General features: G+C 42.7%; 15 protein-coding genes. All 15 read right to left on the bottom strand.

The window, feature by feature from the left end:
• Positions 1–355: 355 nt before the first annotated feature.
• On the bottom strand, positions 356–979 hold the full coding sequence (locus ABEW73_RS32935) for a DUF3885 domain-containing protein (protein ID WP_430171381.1): 624 nt from the start codon (positions 977–979) through the stop codon (positions 356–358).
• A 162-nt stretch (positions 980–1,141) separates the two neighbouring features.
• Positions 1,142–2,035: a phosphotransferase gene (locus ABEW73_RS32930; protein ID WP_430171383.1), complete on the bottom strand. Its 894-nt coding sequence runs from the start codon at positions 2,033–2,035 to the stop codon at positions 1,142–1,144.
• A gap of 607 nt (positions 2,036–2,642) precedes the next feature.
• Positions 2,643–3,350, bottom strand: coding sequence for a metallophosphoesterase family protein (locus tag ABEW73_RS32925; RefSeq protein WP_430171385.1), 708 nt, complete (start codon positions 3,348–3,350; stop codon positions 2,643–2,645).
• 244 nt (positions 3,351–3,594) lie between these two features.
• Positions 3,595–4,191 carry a chloramphenicol phosphotransferase CPT family protein gene (locus ABEW73_RS32920; protein ID WP_430171411.1) on the bottom strand — a complete coding sequence of 199 codons (597 nt, stop codon included), beginning with the start codon at positions 4,189–4,191 and terminating at the stop codon, positions 3,595–3,597.
• Between the two features lie 620 nt (positions 4,192–4,811).
• Positions 4,812–5,387 carry a dihydrofolate reductase family protein gene (locus ABEW73_RS32915; RefSeq protein ID WP_430171387.1) on the bottom strand — a complete coding sequence of 192 codons (576 nt, stop codon included), beginning with the start codon at positions 5,385–5,387 and terminating at the stop codon, positions 4,812–4,814.
• Positions 5,388–5,882: 495 nt separating this feature from the next.
• Positions 5,883–10,472, bottom strand: a complete 4,590-nt coding sequence (locus ABEW73_RS32910) for a hypothetical protein (protein ID WP_430171389.1) — start codon at positions 10,470–10,472, stop codon at positions 5,883–5,885.
• Between the two features lie 261 nt (positions 10,473–10,733).
• The gene (locus tag ABEW73_RS32905) at positions 10,734–11,942 is read right to left on the bottom strand and encodes a GDSL-type esterase/lipase family protein (RefSeq protein WP_430171391.1); all 1,209 of its coding nucleotides are present in this window, start codon (positions 11,940–11,942) and stop codon (positions 10,734–10,736) included.
• A 17-nt stretch (positions 11,943–11,959) separates the two neighbouring features.
• Positions 11,960–14,176, bottom strand: coding sequence for an FAD-dependent oxidoreductase (locus tag ABEW73_RS32900; RefSeq protein ID WP_430171393.1), 2,217 nt, complete (start codon positions 14,174–14,176; stop codon positions 11,960–11,962).
• A gap of 99 nt (positions 14,177–14,275) precedes the next feature.
• On the bottom strand, positions 14,276–15,898 hold the full coding sequence (locus tag ABEW73_RS32895; RefSeq protein WP_430171395.1) for a response regulator: 1,623 nt from the start codon (positions 15,896–15,898) through the stop codon (positions 14,276–14,278).
• Entirely contained in the window at positions 15,898–17,637 is a 1,740-nt protein-coding gene (locus ABEW73_RS32890) for a sensor histidine kinase (protein WP_430171397.1), read from the bottom strand. Before ABEW73_RS32890 ends, ABEW73_RS32895 begins: the two co-directional genes overlap by 1 nt.
• Positions 17,638–17,727: 90 nt before the next feature.
• A complete protein-coding gene (locus ABEW73_RS32885) occupies positions 17,728–19,314 on the bottom strand; it encodes an extracellular solute-binding protein (RefSeq protein ID WP_430171399.1) in 1,587 nt (528 codons plus the stop codon).
• Between the two features lie 66 nt (positions 19,315–19,380).
• The gene (locus tag ABEW73_RS32880; RefSeq protein WP_430171401.1) at positions 19,381–20,250 is read right to left on the bottom strand and encodes a carbohydrate ABC transporter permease; all 870 of its coding nucleotides are present in this window, start codon (positions 20,248–20,250) and stop codon (positions 19,381–19,383) included.
• A 13-nt stretch (positions 20,251–20,263) separates the two neighbouring features.
• On the bottom strand, positions 20,264–21,211 hold the full coding sequence (locus ABEW73_RS32875) for an ABC transporter permease (protein WP_430171403.1): 948 nt from the start codon (positions 21,209–21,211) through the stop codon (positions 20,264–20,266).
• Positions 21,212–22,071: 860 nt separating this feature from the next.
• Positions 22,072–22,674: a phosphotransferase gene (locus tag ABEW73_RS32870; protein ID WP_430171405.1), complete on the bottom strand. Its 603-nt coding sequence runs from the start codon at positions 22,672–22,674 to the stop codon at positions 22,072–22,074.
• Between the two features lie 200 nt (positions 22,675–22,874).
• Positions 22,875–23,465: a GNAT family N-acetyltransferase gene (locus ABEW73_RS32865; RefSeq protein ID WP_430171407.1), complete on the bottom strand. Its 591-nt coding sequence runs from the start codon at positions 23,463–23,465 to the stop codon at positions 22,875–22,877.
• Between the last annotated feature and the right edge of the window lie 364 nt (positions 23,466–23,829).

The following is a 23,829-nucleotide window of genomic DNA, read 5'->3' as shown; positions in this document are numbered from 1 at the left end:
TATTCTTGAGGTTTAAATCATTTCTTTTACTGTTACTTTATTCCCGTTGAACTTCTTCTTTTGAATTTGCTTAAAACAATGTTTGCATATGATTTCTTATAACGTTTGTGTATCTACGAACCCGAGAGGCTTAAGGGAGCAAAGTGACGAGTCCGACGGACTTAACCATCTACTTCTATTATCATTTAACAACACCTTCAATTTACTTAGTAATTCCTGTAGATATATAAGTCCGTAGGTCCGAGTCGTCAGACTTAGCCGATTGAAGGTGTCGCCTGAATCCGGATCTCTGTTATCCCTCTTGGCGACCAAGGAGAGTCAGCGACGCAGCAGGAATGTTTTGTTAGACGATGAATCACTCATCCTTGAACAATCTATTGAAATAATCTCTCCAATAATTCACTATCCAATCATTATATTTCACATATAGGTGTCTTAATTGTTCTTTAGTTTTTGAATAAATAATACAACCTCTATCATCATACATGTTAAATACAATGTCCTTGTCCTTATTAATAAAAAAGACACTTTGACCTATGGAGGGCTCTCTTCCTTGCTCGTAATGACTAATCCCTTCAAGAATTTTCCTATATGGAAATGAAGAAACAAGCCCATTTAAGATCTTGACTTGATATTCTTGCTTTATTTCAATTGTATTTCCTTCTTCATCTTCGTCTTCATCTAAATCAAATAATGTTTCCTCTTCTATTGTCCTTCCATTTAGTAACTCGTAGAGATATTCAGGTGTTGTATTCCCAAACATAGCATCTTCTATAATTCCCCAATCTTTGATATAAACAAAAATAGAATCATTTTGGTCAAAAACCTCTTCAAATATAGTTACAACTCTTTTATTCACTTGTTTAATTCTTCGATTTGAACCATTTCGAAATGGTTCCCCAAGTTCAAATCTTATATGTATGTCACTACCCAAATTCGGGAAATTATCATTAAGGTATTTTATAATTTCTTTTTTCATTTGATCCCCTGTACTTTTTTGTTTTTACTCTTCTAGTGATCTTTCGGCCTAACGTTTCTGTATTCACGACACCCAGCGCATGCTGGGTGTCTCCGGCTGCCTCTGCTTCCCCGAAGTACCTCTGCTGGACCAAGGGCGTACGTCCGATGCGTGAATATGATGTTAAATGATGCCAATGCCCTCATCGAGCTGCCCACACAATTGCTTCCATTCTTCCCATGCTTTTAGATAGCCGGGCAAATCACTTGGATGATGCTTAACACAAAGACCTATCCGGCAATATAGTTGTATCATTACTTCTTCAATCAACCTAAATTTATCTATTTCACCTTGTTCAAGAAGATCCGCAGCAGCATACAAGGTATCAACATTAATATCATCTGGCGAAGAACAAAATGCATATAGAAAGTCATATGTTAATGGTCCTACCATCGGTGATGGATCAATTACACCGATTAACGTCGATTGGTCAAATACAAAATTATGAACGCCTGTATCACCGTGCAATAAGAACTTATCTCCCTGCTTCATACGATTATCAAAAAGTTTTTCTACTTTGGATTGAACATAATTATAGTCCTCAACCGACAGCAAGTCCCCTATATTGACCCTAGCTTCTTCAATACCTATTAAATTAAACTCTTTCCATGTCTCTTGTGAATATTCTATTAAGCCCGGAATGCCCGAGTCTTTATAACGAACATATTTATTGAATAAATCTTTAATTAATAGGGTTAGCCAATGTTTCTTGGATCCACGATTAAAATGTGTTGTACCCTCTATAAATGTGTAGGCAAAATACGATCTATCACTTGCTGTAAAAAGGACATTGGGTAAAAGCGTTGAGTTCTTATAGGTATTAAAAAAATACTCCCCCGATTGGATCTGGTGCGGATGATCATATTTCAAAATATATGTATTTCCTTTTTGAGATTCCAGCTTTAAAACAAGGCCGGAAGTTGTTCCAGATAATCTTTGGATTCCTATAATTTCATCGTCAATATGATGGAATCGAAAAAGCTCATTGATTTCTTTAAAGGAAGTGTCAAGCATCATTAATTTTCTCCTTATGCACTTATTGAAATTGTCTTTGCAATGGTTTCATTTAACGTTTGGCTTCCTGACGTTCAAGCGGCTTAAGGACCGTAGGTCCGGGTCGTCAGACTTAGCCGGTTGAATGTGGCGCCTGAATCCGGATCTCTGTTATCCCTCTTGGCTACCAAGGAGAGTTAGCGACGATGGTAAATCTGGTGTTATGTGATGGCGCCCTGAAGTATTAAGGTTCTAATAACTTCCTCTCTATTGTTTATCAAAACCTTTAACCACTTATTGAAATTATCCATGCTTCCATACCCTTAACCAGTATGTCTTGATTTACCATTAATACAATCACTCTTTCAATTTTTTTAAGTCTTCGACTATTTCACATAACGTTTCCCATATTCACGAATACTCACAGACTTAAATAGCTCCTATCTTAGCCAGTACAGGGTTGTCTGCTGGATTCTCCTCTATGCTATTACACCTTGAGATCAGGGGCTTCCGCGTAATACTGAAATGCCTCACCGAATTACATCAAGCTACTGCCGGACCGAGGGGCGACAGAGTCGTCCCGATACGTGAATATAGTGTTAGGTGATGTTCCCTACATCCTGTACTAATCTCAAGAACTCTTAACCTGTGCCGTTGTATATATTCCATTTTGAAAGATTAAACCATTTAATTGCATTCCATATGCGCATCCACCATCTATTCCTATCTTGTCCTCACTGAACCATATATCGGGTACTCCATGTATATCAATTGTCCTGGTATGCCCAAAAATAACTTTCTTGTTTATTTCAAAATTTGATCTAATGAATTCGTCCTTTATATACATAAAATCCCGTTCCGGTTGCTTCTTCCAATCTGTATAGTTTGGATTCAATCCAGCATGAACATAAATGTGGTTATTGTCTTCATGGTATAGAGGTAAGCTACCTAAAAAATCAAGATGATGCTTAAAATGAGTTCTAATAGTTTCTATCGCCTTATTCAATTGTTCTTCATTGATTTCAGTATTTATATCACAATAACTTTGTATAGTTTGAATGCCACCGTGTTCTATGAACTTGGACCTAACATTACTACTTTCGGTATAAATTAGATCAAACAATCGTTGGTCATGATTTCCACGTAACGCAATTACATTATGATTCCCCATCAGATCAATAACTCTTTCAACTACCTCTTTACTGTTTGGCCCTTTATCAACATAATCACCCAGTAAAATAAGTTGATCATTATTCGGATCGTAATAGATTTGAGATAACAATTGATTTAACTGATTTATGCAGCCATGAATATCACTGATCATTATAGTTCGCTTCATAGAATCTCCTGTAATTAAAATGGTTTAGGGGGATTTCACCTAACGTTCTTGTGTTCACCACGTCGAAAGGCATAAGGTGCGATCTGGAGAGGCGTAGACCTCCAACCAATCCGGCTGCCCAGAGTGCAGTTAGCCTTGCAGATGTGTCCGCCTGATTCCGCTTCTTCGAAAACCCTTGGGCAGAACGAGGGGCAATGCGATAGCCCTTATTCGTGAATATGTTGTTATCTGATGGATTCGCCTTCTATGAAACACGAATATCTCTTTTACTTAATTTCTTAAATGCCGAGTAATCCTTATCGGACTTAATAAAACTTAATATCTTTTCGGCACATTCTGTTGGATTCAAGTCTTCAGTATTTACTTCAAGGTCATATTCATTAAAGCAATATACTTTATTGAACTGGGAATTTGCTAGTCCAATCTCTCGATCTCCTCTTATTTGCTCTCTTCTTATGAGTTCTTCTTTCGAGCATAGTACACCTACAAATAATGTAGGATGATCAAAAAATACATCAAGATAATCATTAAACCGCTTGTCATTGTCGATTACGGTATCGACGATTACATTCAAACCCATTTCTGAAAACAGTTTAATTGTTGCATAATACACTGAGATTATGGGATCAAAAAGTATTTGTCCGACAACTTGATTATCCACTTCTCTTGTAGGTTCAATGTCTGGAAATTTATTATCGATAAAATCATTGTAATTATAAAAAAAATCATCTATGGATAAATGATGAAAAAGAATCTCTTTCTGATTGATCAGTTCCATAGAAATACTAGTCTTTCCTGAGCTTGAAGTTCCATTCATCAACACAATGAGTCCTTGCTTCAAACGAATCACCCTCACCTTTAAGATTTGCGCATCCTTCAACTAACGTTCCCGTATTCACGACGCGAGCCAGCCTTAGATAGCTCCTATCTTAGGCTGGCTCGTGTGTCGTCCGAGTTATCTTCCATGATTATACATCGGACGACCAAGGGGTGTAAGCCCCGTTCACGAACCCGAGAGGCTTAAGGCGCGTAGCGCCGGGTCGAAGACTTAGCCTCGCATGGTTGTCTGCTGAATCCGCTTTCTCGGAAATCCTCTGCAGACCAAAGCCGAACGACCCGCAGCTTGAACACGGTGTTATAGAATCTCAGCGCCTTCTTCGACTCACAAATTCCCCGTTAGTTGAACAACATGACAAATCTTATCGTATTCAAAAAATCATCAATTTTAAGAGTGATATCATGGTATGACTTATTTTGGTTCCACGATCCCTCGGTAATTTGTAGCTTGTACTCCATGAGATTCTTTTGCCATATCGACATGTGATGGTCTTCAATGATTAACTATTTACCTCTTTAACTCTAAATAATTGTTATAGAATGTCAGCATCTTCTTTGAAATATCTTCATCAGTTTTCTTTAAACTATCGTTACCCGTTTGCGTAATCTACTTTAAGTGACAGGTCATCTTGTCGTCTGGTAAACGAGACCTATGGCTCCAGAATCAAAGGTCTTGTTTTCGATGAGTTTAAGATTGATCTTCTCCTTGAGACCTTGGAATAACGGCAACCCGCTGCCGATCAGGACGGGAGAAACAGTAATTTTATACTCATCTATTAAATCAAGCTGCATTAGGTAGTGCGCGAACCTAGGACTGCCGAGGATGACCATATCCTTGCCTGGTTGCTGTTTGAGGTTCTTGATCTCTTCCTCGACATTTTCTTTCACCAGTCTGGAATTGTTCCATTCGACTTTCTCCAGCGTCGTGGAAAAAACAACTTTGGCTGTCTTTTCGATCCACTCGGCATGATTCCGTTCATGCTGCGAAGCTGATGGGTTCGAAGGCACAGATGGCCAGTAACTGTGCATCATCTGATAAGTCCCACGTCCCCAAATGACAGTGTCGGCAATACTCAGAATTTCTTTCGCGTGTTTCTCCAAATCAGCATCGTAGGAAACCCAGCCAATGTCCATTTCACCGTTCGGCCCTTCTACAAAACCGTCAAGCGATGCGTGCAGAAATAAAACGAGTTTTCTCATTTTCAGTTCTCCTTTGTTCATGAGGGATATCTACATTATACATTAACTACCTTTTAGCATAATTCAACTTGGGTTGTTTCTTATAGATTGCTAATCCTAAATAAAATATTCTACTAATCCACAAAAAAATACTTCCATTATATTCTGCAAACAAACGCGGTCGGATGCTCCGGCATTTGTTCCAAAAACGCGCTGTCTTCTTACATCATCGTTTTACAAGCATTTTGCATAGTTCAATACTAAATTCCAAGAAATAAAGAAGCCGAATGGATCGTTCTCATCCACTCGGCTCTTAGGGTTATTTTACAATAATTTGTATAATATCACGTACCGTTGTTCCACTTCCATTCATATACTCACCGCGATATTGATAAATGCCAGGAGATCTCCCAGAAATTTGTGTAATGGCCGATTGAGCACTTGGTATAGTTCCCACCATGATCCCAGTTGTCACTAGACAACACAGGTTTGCCGGGATTCACCTCAACACCCCTATTATTCAGAAAGTGTCGGTTTACCTGGCGCCTCATTTGCAAGCAGCTCCGGACTAACGGAATGTCGTTCGAACTTAACTGCATCAGCCCTCGTATAGATCATATCGGCAGGAAGGGTTGGCGGATCTACCGTTGTCGGAGTCTCCCTGGTTAAACGAACATACTCGCTGCCGTCTCCTGTAAAGTCGAACGTTCCTAGATTAACCCAACCCGATGAGCCGACCGTTGCATCGATATACGTCACCTCGGTACCCGTCTTATGCTTCACTTCCACTTTGACATGATTATCGTTTGCCGTCGTATGGACGAGCTTGAAGATGGAGACCGTGTATTTCCCCTCTGGAAACTGGCCTTTCCACGTTGCTGATGATCCTTGAACTGTAGTGTAACGCGACTTAACCCCAATTTTATATCCAGCTAGATTGCTTTGGTTCCAAGACCCTTCTGTCGTGTATAACCCCGTTGTATTTGTACTGTCGACGATAACCGTTAGGTCCTTGATCGGTATGGTCAACGAAGGAGTTGTTAACGTCACTCCGTCAATCGTTACCGTGGCCCATACCTCAATGTGATCGGTTGCCCCATCGAGATTTAGAAGGGTTAACTTACCGCTACTATCCACTTCAGCCAGATCCGTACGGTCAACGAAATACTGCACATTGGCCTGTGTCAGATCACCGATCAAACCGTTATCCAAATAGCCGGTTACACTCAGTTGTGCGGTTTGAGTCATCTGCAGCTCGTTCCGATCGGACAGGATCACCGCAGATTCCCATTGCGGTATCCTGTTCGGGTCCACCCACATCATCGCATCGGCAACTACCCTTGACTTGTTGGCCTTATTGGTTAGTTCCACGTAGCCGCTATCGCCTGCAGCAAAAGGATAGTCACCTAGGTGTACCCAAGTACCATTCGCCGTTGTCTCATCAACGGTAACCGTCTCGGAGCCCCCGCTATAATAAACGGTAAATGAGGCATTCGTTGCCCAATTTTCAGTCGCAGCCGTTATTTGCGGAAGCTTGTAATACACACTGTAAGTAACACTTTCCGGCAGTTCTGGCCGCCATTTCATTTTGCTAGTCGCTGTGCCGGCTGTCGATTTGGCATACACATAGTTATCATAGTAATAGTCGTTAGCCGTCGTATCCCTTATCCAAACACCTTCTGTCTCCGCCTCCGTATTATCCACAATGATCGATGAACCATCCTGCCCATCGGGTTGGACTGGAATTTGCGTTACCTGATCGGGCAGATAGAGTGTCCGCTTGCGGGTCTGTTTCCCTTCCGATTCCACATAATACGAGACGGTTTGGGATAAATCGTCCACCCGTATCGACCATTCAATCGGATATATCGTATCTGGGATGGTCGTGTATGTAGCCCCGCCATCCAAGGAATAATGGATTGTTGCTGGTTTTGTCGTTTTTGCCTGCACATAAGCATCATAAACCGTTTCGTCGGGCTTAACGATCAGCATGCCTTTAACCGCATCGATTGGACTGTGGATATCGAAGAAATAGCTTGCATCCGATGTATCCGCAGTTCTGACCTGGTGCAGCGGCACATCAATGTTGAGTCCTTCTACAATGATAGCGGTGATTCCCTTGCTTGAAACCGTGGCTTGAATGATTCCGCCACTCATAACCGCTTGTTCGGGTGTGCCATTGTCGCGGATGATCGTTACGGTATAATCTTGTGCCGGGTTGAACCCAATGATCTGTTCATTCAATTCGATCGGAGTCTGAACTTCTTCAGACGATGCGTTGCTTAGCCCGATGTAGAATTTATCCCCGCTCTCTCCCGTTATCCAGTTCAATTGAGGGTGGTTGGTCTGAATAATCCCCTTGGGCATCCAAAGCCAAACGTCGGAATTACCATAAAAATGACCTGGTTTATTCCCATAGAGGTGATATTTGAACCATAAAAAATTCGTTTCGAATACAGAAGGAAATGAAATACTCCCGTTCGATTTCAATGATTGTTCGCTGATCAAATAATCCATCGTTTGCCCGAGCTGCCCCGGTATATGGTGATAATAGATGGATGTAGCCCCGCTTGGGCCTTCCAGAGGAAAATCCGGTTCAAGTTGGCTAACGGCGAAGCCTTTATAGTAATAACCTGGATAACTGGAATATCGACCAATAACCGCATTATGGGCAATATCCTGCAGCAGTTTATCACCTGTATAGAGCGACAACCTCAGCATAAATGGAGCTTCCTGGGCATTCATCCGATAATAACCGGTTGTACTTCCTGCTTCAAACGTCAATCCGCTCGGTGAAACAAGCCAACGATCCGCTTGTACGCCTCCGGCTACATCTTCTGGGAGCTTGATCCTAGGATATGGGTATTTACCGCTTTCCGGCCAATGGAACGACTCCGCGTAATTATATGTCTCCGGCTGCGGAATCGTAACGGTTCCTTCAGGAACTGGACGAGCAACGAACATGGTTGCATACCGTTTGGCTTCCTTATAAGCGGCATTCAAGTATTTGGGATCCTGAGTTTCCTCGTAAAGCTCCAAGATCTCCATCCATAGTTTGCTATAATAATAAATGAACTCATTTTTACTCACGTTGACGGATGCAGGCGTATCAATATGCTGCATGATATAGCTATCGGCTGCATCCTTGGCAGCTTGCAAATACTGCGCATCTCCCGTCATACGATACATCATCAGGGGCTGAATGACAGGACCCCGGTCTTTCTGGTCAGGATCACGCACGAGATACTCTTCCTGTGCCATCGCCTCAATTCCTGCCGAAGTGCCCATCATCTGATTAACTGCAGCTACACTTGAAACATCGAACGGCAGAGTAGCCATTTTCCATAACGAAGGCACGCCGTATACGTTCTTCTGCGTCGGCGACCATCCGATACCATTTCGCGATACGCCATACTGGATGGACGGTAATGCTCTCGTATCGTAAAGCTGGTCATCCCCGGTCAAAAAGTAAGCTCCCAGAAGAACCGCATTCGAGCTTGTTCGAACGCTATCCTCGTTTTCGATATCAATAAAGCCCTTGGCACGGCTCCACCACCCGCTGGGTGACGGGACATAATCAACAGAGTCGTCCCCTTGCGGCTCTATCTTAAGCACATCGATCATATTGAACATCGCGTCCGTAAGCGATTGATTGGATACATTTTCCCGGTATGCCGAATAACCGTACTCATTGCGAAGAATATCCGCGTAGGACTCATAAAGTTTGCTGTGTTGAGCGATTAGCCCTATATGAAATTGGTAGGTGCTCTCTGCGGTCATTTGCGAATAAGTCCCCAGTTGAGGGGCATACAGGATCGGCTGCACGCTGCCTTCGTTGTTGACAAGGCTCATGCCCAGCCGTTGTTTCGTAACGCCTCCCGTCGGTTCAAATTCAACCGGAAGCTCTTCCGATGGTACAAATACCCCATACGTCAAAGGATTCCCCGCACTGTCATTCTTCTCAACCAGACTCATTGGAGCACTCAGCTCCCTCAAGCTTGTTGATTCCACTGTACCTACCATTTTTGCGTGCGACCTGAATCCACTTAATACTTCATTGATGTCGGAGATTACCTCTGTAGTGAAGGACTGATATCCAATCACATAATTGCCATCTCGCCGAGGTGTAAAGGCGAAGGAAACATCAGGTTTGTCCTCTGTCATAGACCAGTTCACTTCAAAATCGTAATCACTGCCATGCGAAGAATCGGTCAATACCGCCGTGTGGCTGTCGGGAAAATGAATTCCGTCGAATGTAATCCAGCGTTTGTTCATCGTATCGTAGTAATTGGTTAGGCTCCCCGCATTCCCATCCAATAAAACCCATTGCTCCTCAAGTCTTTCCGCCACATTATTTATCGGCACCCAGTTTCCCGTGTCCGTGTTCTTGTAGAACATGTCACGAACGATGGATTTGCCCCCATCCCATGCTGCCTCATAGAAGGTCGCCTTATAGTTTTCATTTTCGATGCTGCCTTTTTCCGTGAAACTGAGATTCGCTAATGTGCGGCTCCGCAGCGGAGGCAATGGTGGTGCTTGCTGCCGGATATTTCCTTCGAACTTGACCGCATCAGCCCGAGTAATAATCTTGCCCGTCGTAGGTTGCGTTCGAGTCAGCCTGACAAATTCGGTATCATCACCACTAAACTCATACTCCCCCAAGTCTACCCATCCGACCGATGGACCCGACGAAGGTCTAAGATCCATAAACATGACATCTGTAACCCCGTTGTGAACAATCTCAATCTTCACATTACTATCTGCTTTATCCGCCCAATCCAGCTTATAGAACGATATTCTCGCCGTTCCTGCTTCCAAGCGTGGATTCCAAGTGATGCTTCTGCCTACAGCATCGGTGTATTTGGAACTGGAGTTATTGTATCCCTTCACTCCTGTACTTGTGGTCCAATAAGGAGCCGAATATCCATTGTTCTCGTTACCTGGATCAGGTGTCACAACATCATTGATCGTGATGCTCCCGTCATCAATGATAATCGTCTGATAAGGTAAGGTCTCCGCATAAGCGGCCCTTATTCCGATCAGGCTGAAAGGAACTACTATCGTCAACATGAAAACGATGAAGAAAAACAGCCTCCTTTTGACCATACAACTCACAGCCTCCCTTAAATTGATAACGCTTTCAAAATAATAATGCCCTCCTTTGTTCGAAGATCGTAAAGAAGCAATTAGCCTTATCCTTCTGGCTAATCCTGCTCCGTCGTTTTTATCTTAGCATGTCACATCACCGTGAAATTTCTTTCATTTTAAGAATTTCTTATACGATTTTAAGTAAAAAAAAACCTACATCCGAATTGATCGCTCCATTGCAGTCAGATCGAATGTAGGTCTTTCAAGTAGAAGAATCAACTATAATGGCGGCTGCACCAATAGTAACTTACCAAGCTGAATAACCGTTTGATCATACCAAGCTGGATGCTGCCGAACATGCTCCATACTTCGTTCATTTCCGCCTGCCTCAAACACGGCTGCTTTGTCTGTCTTCTCGTGATCGACTTCGAAGCGAACCGTATGTTTCCCATTCGGTAGCTCCGGCAAGAAAACATACTGATTTCGATTATGATCGTTATAGGGTGTGAATCGATCGATAAGAAAGGGTTCCCCGCCATCCACCGACACCTTCAATCTGCCAGAATCCGGCCCCCCGATATCGAATAACCCAAGGTGGGTTCCCTCAAACTGCACCGTGATAGCCTCTCCGGGATCGACGGCTCGCCATAGACCGGGGAACAACCAATCGTACTCGCGCATTAAAGCAAAATTATCGGGGGTCATGTAAGACCATCCTGCCGAAAAAAGAGTAAGGCTATCCAGCGGCAGCATGGTCGCATACTCCCAAGGATTGGCCGGGACCAAAGGGTCCTGCGGCAAGTGATGCTCGACCTTTCCCACGCGATCTCGAAGGTTGCTCATTTTCTCAAACGACCGGGTGATTGTATCCGTGTAAATCTGGTGTCCTTCAGGAATAGTCGGATGGATCGAATCATGCGTAAAAATAACGGCTCCGGGAATGGACACGTCTGCCTTTGAGGTGAAAATAAGCTTTCCATCCGAAACCAATTGACTGACCGCAACGCCCAGATGAATGGAAGGAATGCCGTAATAGTCGGCGACTTCCTCCTGCATAAGAGCTCCCTTCTGATATTCGCCAGATTGAAATAGGGCCACATCCCGCTCCTTCAGCGTATAAACGAACAGGATATCGGTAAACCGGCTGCGCTTACGGATCTGACGGACAATTCCTTCAATCCTCGCCTTGGATTCGGGAACTCCGCCATCGTTGCCAACAAATTCAACAAACACGAGGTCAGGCTGATGACGCAGTACATCTGTCTCCAAGCGGGCGCAGCCGAGGTCCGATCCTGTCCCATCAATGCCTGCATTCACAGAGCGGATCTCCGCATTGGGATATTGCCCTCGCAGCCAATCCGCCGTCATGACCCTGTATCCTTCAGAACGCGTATTACTGCCGCCGAAATAGACGAGTGTCACGGTTTTACCATTTTCCAACTTATGAATGACATTAGGGAGCCCTCTTCGAGGGAAAAATTCCTTCATCGCGACTTCACCCGACCTCACTTAGCGTTTTTAGGAGCAAAAAATTTTACAGCAAACACTTCATAATAAGGTGAACCATGCGTTGCACAGAAATCAAACCGGATTCGGGTTACCCCTTTTGCATGCACTTGATGTTTATTCAACGAAAGATAATTCCCACGGATAATAATCTGACTCTCGGTTCCGTCTTCTAAGGTTAAGGTCACATCATAATCCTGGATAAGTGGCTCAATCGGATCGTCAAAATGCTCCAAATTCAACTGTGAATTAAAAACAAGATGGATTTCGTCTACATTTTTGGGGCTTGCAAAACCAAATTCCAACCATTCCTGTCCTTCCGTACGTTCAGAAATCCAGCTGTTTGGCAGACCATAAGGTCTGGAGAAGCCGTTGACGACATTCTCAGGATGATACATATTTTGAGATGGCAATAGGTCTTTGAAGCAAATGCTCTTATTAAGCTTCTTCAACCTGGAAGGCACTTCTGGCCTATAATCGAAGCTGACCGCTCCTGTCAACTTCTCTTCATTGCCGTGTACGGCAAGGCTCGCCGGGCCTTCCAAAACGATGTAGATTTTGTCATCAGCCGGTTTCTCGCAGCCCAGGTCCAGCGTAATCCAGTCATCGTGACCCGCTGAAATAAGCAAGTGATAGTCTTTCAGCTCGCTGGTGGGAATATAGTTTTCCTTCTGCTCCCCGCCAAACAGCTTCACATGCAAAGTTTCCGAATGCTCGGACCTGTTTTTAATTTTGATTCGCACGCTTTCAGCCACCGATGTCTGAATCGGCAAGACCAAACATAACGCTTTCTCCAAGGAGATCTCTTCGGTTGGCCCAGGATTATCATAGCTGCGCTGAGATGAGGCACGAATAGTTAATCCGTCACCGAAATAAGGATCTACCTCCTCTTGAAGCCCTACAATAGTTTGCCCGTCTCGAAGCAGCTGCGTTTGCAGCTCACCCATGTGGTCTTTGACTATGGACGAGGGGTCTGTCTCATATTTCAAGCATAACGCAGCAGCCGTTCCTACCGCCTGCCCCATACAACCGCAGGTTGCCATTACCCTTGTAGAACCGAAAGCCACATGGGTAGCGCTTATATTACGGCCAGCGAACATCAGATTAGGAATGTTGCGTGAAAATAAGCTGCGGAAAGGGATATTATACAATCCGGGCACGAAATTCCACGCTGTAGCCGGCCCCTCATCGTAGATGCCTTTGTTCGCGTGCAGATCCATATACCAGCCTCCGACGGATACCGCATCTTCGAAATGTGGCTTTACTATGAGATCGTTCTGAGACAGCATGTGCTCCCCGATAAACCGCCTCGACTCCCGCTTTCCCGGAATTGGGCATACATAATCCAAGATGAGATTGTCCACATCATCAAACTCGCCGCTATTTTTGATATAATCCCAAATCCCGTACACCAATTTTCGCAGTTCCAATGCGATGTCTTCATTATTCTTGATAATATCCATATGTCCGCCGTATTCCAGCCACCATAATCCGCCAAGCCCGTTGATTTTCCTCGGAAAAGACCGATGGTTTAAGCCTTTTCTGATACTATCGAAAAAGGCCAACTTCGTAATGTCATACGCAAATCCTGGTCTTTTGTAAGAAACGGGATAGTTTACGTCACGGGCTTGAAACAGAATCGTATCACCCATGGTGTAATGATCCGCTACTTCTGGAGCCAACTCCTCGTTGTATTCATGCTTCGCCTCTCTTCCCCATCGGAAGTGAGCCCCTGCTTGGTATCCAACAATTCCATCGCCGGAGCAATCGATATAGGTTGGACTTTCAAAACTAAATTTTCTTTCGGAAGCCAATTGAAGGCCCTCCACCCATTTAATTCTGCCGTTCTCCATGCCCGTTTCATGCACGCATGTATTCAGGAATAGAGAAATGTTAGGCTCATCATAAACCATGTCGAGCAAGACCGTATCCGAAAGCGAAAGCATAAGCTTCTTGTTGTATAACGGATTATAATGAAAGATCTTCAGCTTGAGTTCTTCCACCAACCCGCCCTCGCGTGCATAATAGGATGGACTGTTTCCGAGATATGCCGACCCATTGATATGAACCCTGACCTCGCTGCTCGCATTTCCCCCAAGAACCGGCCGATCATTAATAAGTGAAACCCGAAGCCCTTGGCGTGCGGCAGCAATGGCAGCACATATCCCGGCAATACCTCCGCCTACGACGGTTACATCTGCTTTTATAAGCTCCATTTTGATAACCTCCATGATTAGATGCTTCTATCATGGTAATGTTTTTGGCCTTCTTTTTTTTACATGATTTCGCGAAAAAATCATACATTTTTTGCATCCTTATTTGGATTTGTACCGTGTCATTTTTATCCGATATTGTTTAGGTGTATCGCCCGTATATTCTTTAAATAGTTTGCAAAAGTAACCTTCATTGAAGATGCCTACTTCCTCGCACAATTCCAATAAAGAATAATCCCGGACATTTAGCAGCTCGAGAGCTAATTGGATTTTTTTTCGGTTGATGTAACTGATCACGCCTTCGTTCATTGTTTTTTTGAATAAACTGCTAAAATACGATGGTGCTAAATTCACTTCCTCGGCAATCGCCTCGAGCGTTAAACGCTGTTTCAGGTTTTTCTCTATAAAATGCATAGCACTCATGATTTCTGCACGATGTAAAAGTTGGCCCGCTTGTACGTATTCGAAGGTGAAGTCGCCAATATAGGCAAGCTGCTCCTGAAAAGCCATAAATTCCATGGGGAATTCTGCTGCTTCCGTGTACAGCTTGTTCCCCGATTTAAACTTCTTGGTAATGTCCCTGTACAAATCTCTAATCATCGGCGCCATGATGGATTTGTGGATTTTATGATCCGTAACGAATTGGTTCAGATCGGCGAGTGCATTATCCAGGTCTTCCTTGGAAATCTTCCTTTTCACCCCTATCAGAAAATCAGCCAGCTTCTGCTGAAAGTCTGCTTTTTTGTCATTATGGTATTGGAACCGATGCATGGGTGTTTTTACGACTTTCTCTGTATGATAATAGAAATCCTCACTCACATTTTTAGCTTCCGTGTACGCTTGTTTGATCGATTCCCAACCTCGATGTGGACCTCCAAAAGCGACAGATACCCTTTGATTCAAATATTGATGCAAATGAGAGACAATTTGCCCTCCCAAGGATTGGCAAGCATATTCCGTTTCCATATCACTGCGGTTATTTTCCCAGGATAGAAAGCCAATAAAACGATTATCGGACAGATCGGCTGCTACGCCGCTGCCACCATTCATCACCGTCTCTTCGATTACATTCGTAATCGCATATTTCAAGATGTTTTGATCAGCGGCAGCGTATTCGTTTCGGAAACTTTCATACGTATTCATTTCCACGATGAAGCAGCAGTAGTTGGCCTGAAAGAAATGGAATTGCATGCGATTGGCAAAATCCGATGCCCGATGAGAAGGAATTTCACCTCTGATCAGTTCGTTAAAAAATTGCTTGCGGACTCTATATTTATTTTCAAGTACGGAAACGTTTAACGATTGAAATTCCGCTTCTTTTTTCTTAAACTCATTCAAAATTCCGGCTGCCTTATCTAAAGCTCGATTCAAATCCGCTTCCCTTAGCGGAACCTTTACAATGTATTCCAATACGTTGGCTTGAATCGCTCGCTGGGCGTATTCAAAGGATGAATAGGCGGTCAGAAGTATGTACTGGGTATGGGGGAGCTCCGGCTTTAACTGCTCAATCATGGAGATTCCATCCATTCGTGGCATAACAATATCGGATATTACAATATCCGGCTTACGTTTTAAAATCTCCTCGATCCCATTCAGCCCATTATTCGCTTTTCCCACGAGAACAAATCGCTTATCCCTATGGGAGAGCTCGTTAAAAAACAATTCCAATCTTTGAATGATTAAATCTTCATCGTCAACAATGAAGCAGGTAAAGTCTCTCACCATTATGCATCTCCTCTTAGCAAGTCTGCCGGGAATAAAGCAAGTACGCGGGTTATTTCCTTAGGTATGCTAATGATTTGGAGCCCGAATTGTTCTCCGTAGTGAAGTCTTATTCGGCCATGGATATTATTTAATCCAATTCTTTTCCTTTTTATTTCCACGTCACTCGGTTCTGAAATGAAAATATGCTTTATTTGATCGGCTGGAATTCCCTCGCCTTGATCAACGACTTCTATGATGACGATGCCGTCCTCCCTGTACGCATGAATCGTAATCGGGCCTTCGATACCCCCTCCGTTATAACCATGGAAGATACTATTCTCCACAAGAGGCTGCAGCAGCATTCGAAAAACAGGGAAATCCATTAACCCTGCTTCGATATGTTCAATCAAGTGGAAGTTTCGGTTATACCGGATGTTCTGGATCTCGATATAATCCGCTACATTGTGTAGTTCCTGACGTAGGGAAACTTTCTCTGAAGCGTCATCTACCCCGTATTCCAATAATGAAATGAGCGACCCGATCACCACATCTACTTTCTCTATTTGTCCAAGACGTATAACATTGCTGATCGAACCAAGCGTGTTATACAGAAAATGAGGGTTGATTTGAGACTGCAGCACTTGAATCTCCAGCTTCCGCTCAAGCTCATTATGAAGCTCCGCTCGCCGAATCAGTTCCACAATTTGCTGCAGCATACGATCGAAGGCTCGGGAGAGATCACCAAACTCATCGTTTCGATTAATCGTTATTGTCGTCGTGAGGTTACCTTGCTCCACCCGTTTCATTTTTGTTTTGAGCGCATATAGCGGATTCCTTATATATTTGGCAATAAAAAAAGAAATGAACAAACTTAAGAGAAGACCTGCGACTAGAAGCTCGATATAATAAGTTTCCAATCTGGACAAAGCGGCTTTCAAGCGTGATTCATCGTTGATCGAGATGATGGTCCAATTGAATTTCTCCGTCGGTTTTTTCAGAAGAGAGACCGGAATGCCATCCTTGGTATGCACTTGAAGGTTTGTTTCTGTCGTATCCAGAATTTGTTCCGCTGACGTTTCCCCGATTGAAAACGTATGATCTTGAATATTCACTAGTCCTTTGTTCTCAGAAAATCCGGCAATGATTTGACCGGATGAGGTGATCAGAGCCAGATTCATTTGTTCTTGTTTATTAATCTTGAACAAGGTTTCTTCAATGGCATTTAGATCCAAATCTACCGCAATGGCCATAGGAAACGGAGCGCCGTTCAGATATCGAACCATCGTAACGGTCCAGCCGGAATACTTGGATTTGTAAGGATCACTAACAAAGGTAGTCCTTCTGTTCTTGTCAGCCGCATTAAACAACGGTTCTCTTTCCGATAAGGGTTCATCGAATATTCGGGTAGGTGTGCTTCCGCCTAGAATGGATAAATCGCTTTTGATCAAATAAATATTACTGACGTAATTACTGTTAAGTTCATATAGCTCTCTTAATTGCTTTTTAATCACTTCCGTATTGTCGATATTGGCTTTCACGGATGTTTCGACTGAGAAGAGAATCGTCTGGAAGGAGGAAAAATTAACAGTGAAGTACTGGTCTACTTTGTCAAGAATTTGGTTGGTGTAATAAATGTCATTGGTTCTTATTTCCTTTTGGACATAGCGATAAGACAATTGGCTTATCAAGATGATGCAGCTTAATACAAATGCAAACACGATCAAAAATAATTTTAAAGGCAAGCTGATTCTTCTTCGCATCGATCATCTTCCTTTTAATTCCGTAGTAAACTAAGAATAGCATATGACAATAAAGAGAGGGGCTACGAATAGCCACTCTCTTCGTATATTTTATTTAATCAGGCCGGCTTCTTTAAATTGCTTGATTGCTGAATCCTTATATTTCTGCATGTCAAACTTCGTATCCAACGTTTGGAGGAAATTGTCCCAGTTGGAAAGAGGCTCTTTGCCCGTCATAAATTTAACTAAGCTTTCATTAATGAAACGTTGGCGGTCAGCATCCAAGGTATCGCTGGGGTCTGGGGTCAATAAATTTCCGGGCAACGTTGGCCCCACATATTGCTGATTGTTCTTGAATGCTTCTGCCGTCTTAGGATTCTGGAAGCTGAAGTACTCGGCATCATCACCACGGCGAGGCATTCTGTAATGATCGACCCAAAGGTACTTTTCCTTCATTTCCTTCGATAATTCGGAGGTTTTATTTTTGATCTTGCCGTCCACCACATCCCAATGAATCCCTTTAATTCCGTATGCAAAATTCGGATATGCTTCTTCGTCTGTAAAGAGATAATTCAGCATGGACAAGATCCGAATGATTTTGTCCTTATCCGCTTTCGCGGATATGGCCCATGAATTGCCTTGGAACGATTTTCTCTCTACAATTTGATCACCGTAAGGACCTTTCATCGGAGGAATGACAATCCATTCCGGCACCTCGCCACTAATTTCTTTCATTTTCTGCTGATAATCCGGTTCCAGCCTACGGGCATCTCTGATCATGAAGCCAACTTTACCTTTAAATAACTTTTGGTCCAACAATTCAGGCGAGTTCATCGTCACCCAGTCTGGGTCTACCACTTTTGCTGCCATCATTTTATTAATGTACACAAGCGCCTCTTTCATTTTGGGATCGATAAATAGGAATACCGGTTCATTATCTTTCACTTCAATGGCCGAAGGAGGATTGACGCCAAACATCCACATCAAGCTATCAAAGCCGTAGGTTTGCAGATTGCCTTCTTTATTCATACCGCCTATGAATCCGTACGTATCATTTTTGCCATTACCGTCCGGGTCTTTCTCTGTAAAGGCTTTCATAACTTCGAACAGCTCATCAGGTGTCGTTGGCACTTCCATGTTCAGCTTTTTCAGCCAATCGTTGCGGATGAAGAAGCTTCGACTGATACCGTTTACATTATCATAGCCTGGAACTCCAATGGTTTTTCCTTGATAGGACATCGCCTCCCAGGAGTCGTCGCTAAAACGTTTCTGCAATTCAGGGAATTGATCCAGATACGGTGTCAAATCCGCAAGAACACCTTGGTCATAATATTGTGCGAGATCAGCACGGCTCTTTAAGAAGATCAAATCTGGAATATCTCCCCCTGCAATGAGCGTATTCAGTTTGGTTGTTGCTTGCCCAGCTTGAGGAATCATCATATCCAAGTCGATGTTCATCTCTTTTTCTAACATTTGGCGTTGAATATCTTCATCACGTGGAGGGATCGGAGCAGCAGCATTGAAAGTACCTTGGTTAAACATTGAAATTTTCATTTTGGTTTCAAATTGGCTGGACTGACCTTGCGAATGACTCGAAGCTGGGGTTATAACTTCACCATTTCCCCCACATCCTGACAATACCGTTCCTAAACCAACTATTGCCGACAGAATAGCAAATGAAATCTTTTTACGCTGCATATTGACCTCTCCTTTTGCTTATATATTATCACGGTTTCCCCGTAATAACTTAGGTTGGAACACCTTTTAACCTTTAACTGATCCCAAAAGCACACCTTTGGTAAAATGCTTCTGCATGAACGGATAAACCATCAAAATCGGAACCGTAGTCACGACAACAGCGGCCATTTGCACAGCGAATGTGCTAACTGCTCCGGAATTGGCAATCGAATCAGCGCTTTGTGTTGCGACGTTAAGCAGAATGTTGCGCAAGACAACTTGAAGTGGCATGAAATTGGAATCATTGATATAAACAATAGCATCGAAATAACTGTTCCAATGGCCGACGGCGTAAAACAAGGAAATGGTGGCAAGGACGGGCAAAGACAGGGGTAAAATGATCCGCCATAACGACTGAAGCTCACTTGCACCGTCAACCCTCGCTGATTCCTCGATTTCGCCAGGCAATTGCTCGAAAAAGCCTTTAATAATCACCAGATTAAATGCACTAATGAGATTTGGAATAATCAATACCCACGGACTGTCTAGCAATCCCAGAGAGCGGATTAGTAAATAAGTCGGAATTAACCCCCCACTGAACATCATGGTAAACACAATAAATAGTAAAAACGGACTGCGTCCTGGCAAATATTTTTTGGATAACGGGTACGCTGCAATTACTGTAAAAAACACATTTAACGCAGTGCCTACAATCGTTCGAAACAATGTAATTTTATACGCCTGCCCGATACCATGAGAGATGAATACCTCTTTATAGGCTATAAAGGTAAAGGATTCTGGTATAATAACAATTCCTCTTCTTAACACTTCCGATTCTGGCGTCACTGAGACAGCAACCACATATAGAAAGGGTAATAAGCAAAGTAAGGATACAAATATAAGAATCAAATAAACGACGGCTTGCCAGACTTTTTCCCCGATTGTCAAATGGATCATTTTAATAACCACCTCACCAAATTTGCCCATCGAATTTTTTGGCGAGCTTATTCGCTGCCAACACTAAAATAAATCCGATGACAGCTTTAAACAATCCTACAGCAGTAGCCAAGCCAATCTTAAGACGCTCCAACCCTTCACGGTATACCCATGTGTCGATAATGTCGATCTTCTCCTGGTTAAAGCTGTTGGCAAACATGAATATTTGGTCAAAGCCAGCATCCAGAATATGGCTTAATTTAAGGATCAGCATCAGAATAATGACTCCTCGAATGCCGGGTAAAGTGATATGCCAGAGCTGTCTCCATTTGGAAGCACCATCCATTCGAGCCGCTTCATATAAGCTTGGATCGATTCCTGCTAATGCTGCAAGGTACAATATCGCTCCCCATCCAATATCCTTCCATATTTCAGATAAGATGATCAGCAGTCTGCCCCAAGCAGGTTCCGTTAGGAATGAGATGGGTTCGACACCAATTTCCTTCAAAATCATGTTAAAGAGACCATCCCCTGGTGCTAATAATGCCACCAAGATTCCATAAACAATGACCCATGACAGAAAATGAGGCAAATAAGTGATCGTTTGTACGATTTTCTTAAACCCTTGGCTATAAACTTCATTGAGGAGTAAAGCGAGTACGATGGGAGCGGAGAAACCGAACAATAGCTTATACAGCGATATGATAATCGTATTTCCCATGATGTCCCAGAAATAAACGCCGTTCATAAAATCCGTAAAATTTTTCAATCCCACCCATGGGCTATCCCATAGTCCCAAAGCTAGGTTATAGTTTTTAAAAGCAATCATGATTCCCGCCATAGGAATGTATTTGAATACGGCAAAATAAATTAAGGCCGGTAATAAGAGAGCATACATCACTTTATACTTTTGTATCGTCCTTATCCATGGCTTCCGCTTTTTGGAGAGGGGAATGGCGTCCGCTGCCAATTTCGCTTGCATTTCATCACCTCGTCTTTGTTTGTATTTGTATATTAGCACCCCCCTATCGGATAAATTTCTGAAATTTCAAGAATTTCTTACAAGATATTAAGTAAGTTCCATGGTTTCATCAAATCCCCTAGAACATATGTAGCGTTAGTTGTTATATAAATCATGCAATAAAACAACAAATAAAGTTAAAAGTACGATTATCCTAAAAATAAAAACGCCGCCTTATAGGCGGCAAAACTTCAATTTGTGCCATACATCTGTTCGCATCAGATCAGAGGCGTCCTTAAAGTCAGCTTCGTTGGAAAATGAAGGGAGATCATCGTTATGTTGCTCCAGGATCGAATGTAGTTTCATGATCTCCATACCTTTGGGAACTAAAGGAAATTGGCGTAAGAGAGAATTTGTGAAGGTTAATACTTCTATGTAGTATCAAAATCGTATTCACGGACCCTCACTGGCTTAAGGCAGCGCTAGCTGCCGGGTCCGACGGACTTAGCCAGTGCAGGGTTGTCTGCTGATTCTGCTTTCTCAAAAAACCTCAGCAGACCAAGGGCCGGAAGGACAGACGCGTGGATAGGTGTTATAAGATTTCACTACCCTCTTCGAGTTGCTCTCAAATTAAGTCTTCGTTCAAGTATTTATTATTCATTATTATGATCCTTACCCTTTTAATGGTTTCTTTTCCTTTGGGCAAATCAGCAATTCTATTAAGTAATATCCATCTGAGACAAGCTATTGCCTCAAATAATTCTAGTTCATCTACTGTATATTGAAAATTTGAGATGAATGAAGAATGATATATAGTTCCATATTTCAGACCAACATATATCCTGATTAACACAATTGACCACGCTATATCATACCTTGGATCACCTAATTGTCCCATTCGTCCAATCAATTATCGTATACTTTCCTTCGCACTCCAAAATATTACCTAAATTGAAATCACCATGAATAAGTGTATCCTGCTTCATATCACTAAGATCAACTAGGTGGTTAAGTAACATATGAATATCTTTATGTTCCTCAATACTTGGATAAAAGTAGTTAATAAATTCATATTTCATAATATTTGAACCACTCAATTTTGCCAGTGGAATCTTATGAATATCAGATAGTATCTTTGCAATGTTGATAAGTTTAGACTGATTTACTTTCATAACCGGTGATCCATCATAACTAGTTAACAGTACCTGATTAGCATCTTTATCCAAGCCCCAGCCCAAAGGCTGTGATACTGACAACCCCTGGTTAAACAAAGCCTTCAATAACATATATTGACACTCAACATTTGGTTTTGAAGATTTATTCCATACTTTAAGCACAAAACTTGATTCATCAAAACATATTTTTGTCACTTCTGCTTCAAGTCCTGATTCTAAAGGGACCACGGTTAGTGAATTGCTAAACTCTAATAGTGAATCGACTACTAGGCTTTTATCTCTCCAATTAATATCGCTTATTGTATTCATGTTTTATATCTCCTTTCGCGGGGATTTCTTATAACGTTCACGTATTCATGACGTCGATCCTCCTTAGTTATCTCCTATCTTAGAGGGATCGATGTGTCCGGCTGACTTCCCTTCCTCGCCTGAGAACACTTCCCTGAATTCTCATCTCCTACTTCGGCTGGACCAAGGCGCGAATGCGCCGCAGTGTGAATACGGTGTTATCAGATAGCTGGGCCTTCTTCGAGTTCCCTTACAAAATCGTCTTTAATTATTGAATACAATTTCACATCCTGAAATGCACCCTTTGCCAAGATATGCCTTCTCAATATCCCCTCAAATCGCATCCCAGTCTTCTCCATTACTCTGGCGGATCCTATATTATCCGGATGGCATCTTGCTTCAATTCGAACTAATCCTAATTCATTGAATCCAAACTCTAAAATCCTTTTAATTACCTCGGTCATGTATCCTTGATTCCAATATTCATTTGACAATACATAACCAAGCTCTGCTCTTTTATTTCGATTATCCCAACTTACAAAACTACAACTACCAATTAGTTTCTTTGCTTGTTTGTGCTCAATTCCCCAAGGTCCTACTTTCTGTGTGTCATAACGGTTTAATACAAATTCAATAAACGCTATTGTATCATCAAGTGACTGATGAGTGTCCCAAACGGTATATCTCGATACCATTGGAAATCTACAATAACTATACATATCATCCTGATCCGAGTAACTTATCTTTCTTAATCTTGTTCGTTCAGTTTCAAGAACAGGGAACTCCTGAAAATGTTCTTCAATTTGCGTCATTGCAGCCACCCCCAGATAATATTTAGTGCCTAACTTTCAGATAACGTTTCTTGTATTCACGAACCCGAGAACCTTAAGCCCTAACGGGGCGGCCGCAACGCGGATAGGTTCGCAGGGTTGTCCGCCAACGCTTCTCTGTACCTCTGAATTCGCTCCGCAGTGAATCCCTTCGCTCTTTGGCGGACCAAGGGGCAAACGCCCCGCTGTGGGAATATGGTGTTATGTGATGTCTGTCTCATCTTCGAAAAACTTTCAAAAATTATAAGTACTTCTTAAAGGCTTTACTCGAATCACCGTCATAACCCAACTTTGTATAGAACTCGTGTGCTTGCTTCCTCGAAGCTCCGCTGGTTAAAAAGACCTT

Source organism: Paenibacillus lautus (assembly GCF_050482385.1).
In the GTDB taxonomy this organism is placed as follows: Bacteria; Bacillota; Bacilli; order Paenibacillales; family Paenibacillaceae; genus Paenibacillus_AQ; species Paenibacillus_AQ lautus_B.
The sequence above is the reverse complement of the archived record's forward strand: the minus strand, read 5'-3'. Positions and strand labels throughout refer to the sequence as shown.

Coding starts and splice junctions, on each gene's coding strand:
- ABEW73_RS32870 (WP_430171405.1), bottom strand. CDS start 22,674: ATGAATACAATAAGCGATATTAATTGGAGAGATAAAAGCCTAGTAGTC.
- ABEW73_RS32935 (WP_430171381.1), bottom strand. CDS start 979: ATGAAAAAAGAAATTATAAAATACCTTAATGATAATTTCCCGAATTTG.
- ABEW73_RS32890 (WP_430171397.1), bottom strand. CDS start 17,637: ATGCGAAGAAGAATCAGCTTGCCTTTAAAATTATTTTTGATCGTGTTT.
- ABEW73_RS32900 (WP_430171393.1), bottom strand. CDS start 14,176: ATGGAGCTTATAAAAGCAGATGTAACCGTCGTAGGCGGAGGTATTGCC.
- ABEW73_RS32880 (WP_430171401.1), bottom strand. CDS start 20,250: ATGATCCATTTGACAATCGGGGAAAAAGTCTGGCAAGCCGTCGTTTAT.
- ABEW73_RS32865 (WP_430171407.1), bottom strand. CDS start 23,465: ATGACGCAAATTGAAGAACATTTTCAGGAGTTCCCTGTTCTTGAAACT.
- ABEW73_RS32925 (WP_430171385.1), bottom strand. CDS start 3,350: ATGAAGCGAACTATAATGATCAGTGATATTCATGGCTGCATAAATCAG.
- ABEW73_RS32915 (WP_430171387.1), bottom strand. CDS start 5,387: ATGAGAAAACTCGTTTTATTTCTGCACGCATCGCTTGACGGTTTTGTA.
- ABEW73_RS32905 (WP_430171391.1), bottom strand. CDS start 11,942: ATGAAGGAATTTTTCCCTCGAAGAGGGCTCCCTAATGTCATTCATAAG.
- ABEW73_RS32910 (WP_430171389.1), bottom strand. CDS start 10,472: ATGGTCAAAAGGAGGCTGTTTTTCTTCATCGTTTTCATGTTGACGATA.
- ABEW73_RS32930 (WP_430171383.1), bottom strand. CDS start 2,035: ATGATGCTTGACACTTCCTTTAAAGAAATCAATGAGCTTTTTCGATTC.
- ABEW73_RS32875 (WP_430171403.1), bottom strand. CDS start 21,211: ATGCAAGCGAAATTGGCAGCGGACGCCATTCCCCTCTCCAAAAAGCGG.
- ABEW73_RS32895 (WP_430171395.1), bottom strand. CDS start 15,898: ATGGTGAGAGACTTTACCTGCTTCATTGTTGACGATGAAGATTTAATC.
- ABEW73_RS32885 (WP_430171399.1), bottom strand. CDS start 19,314: ATGCAGCGTAAAAAGATTTCATTTGCTATTCTGTCGGCAATAGTTGGT.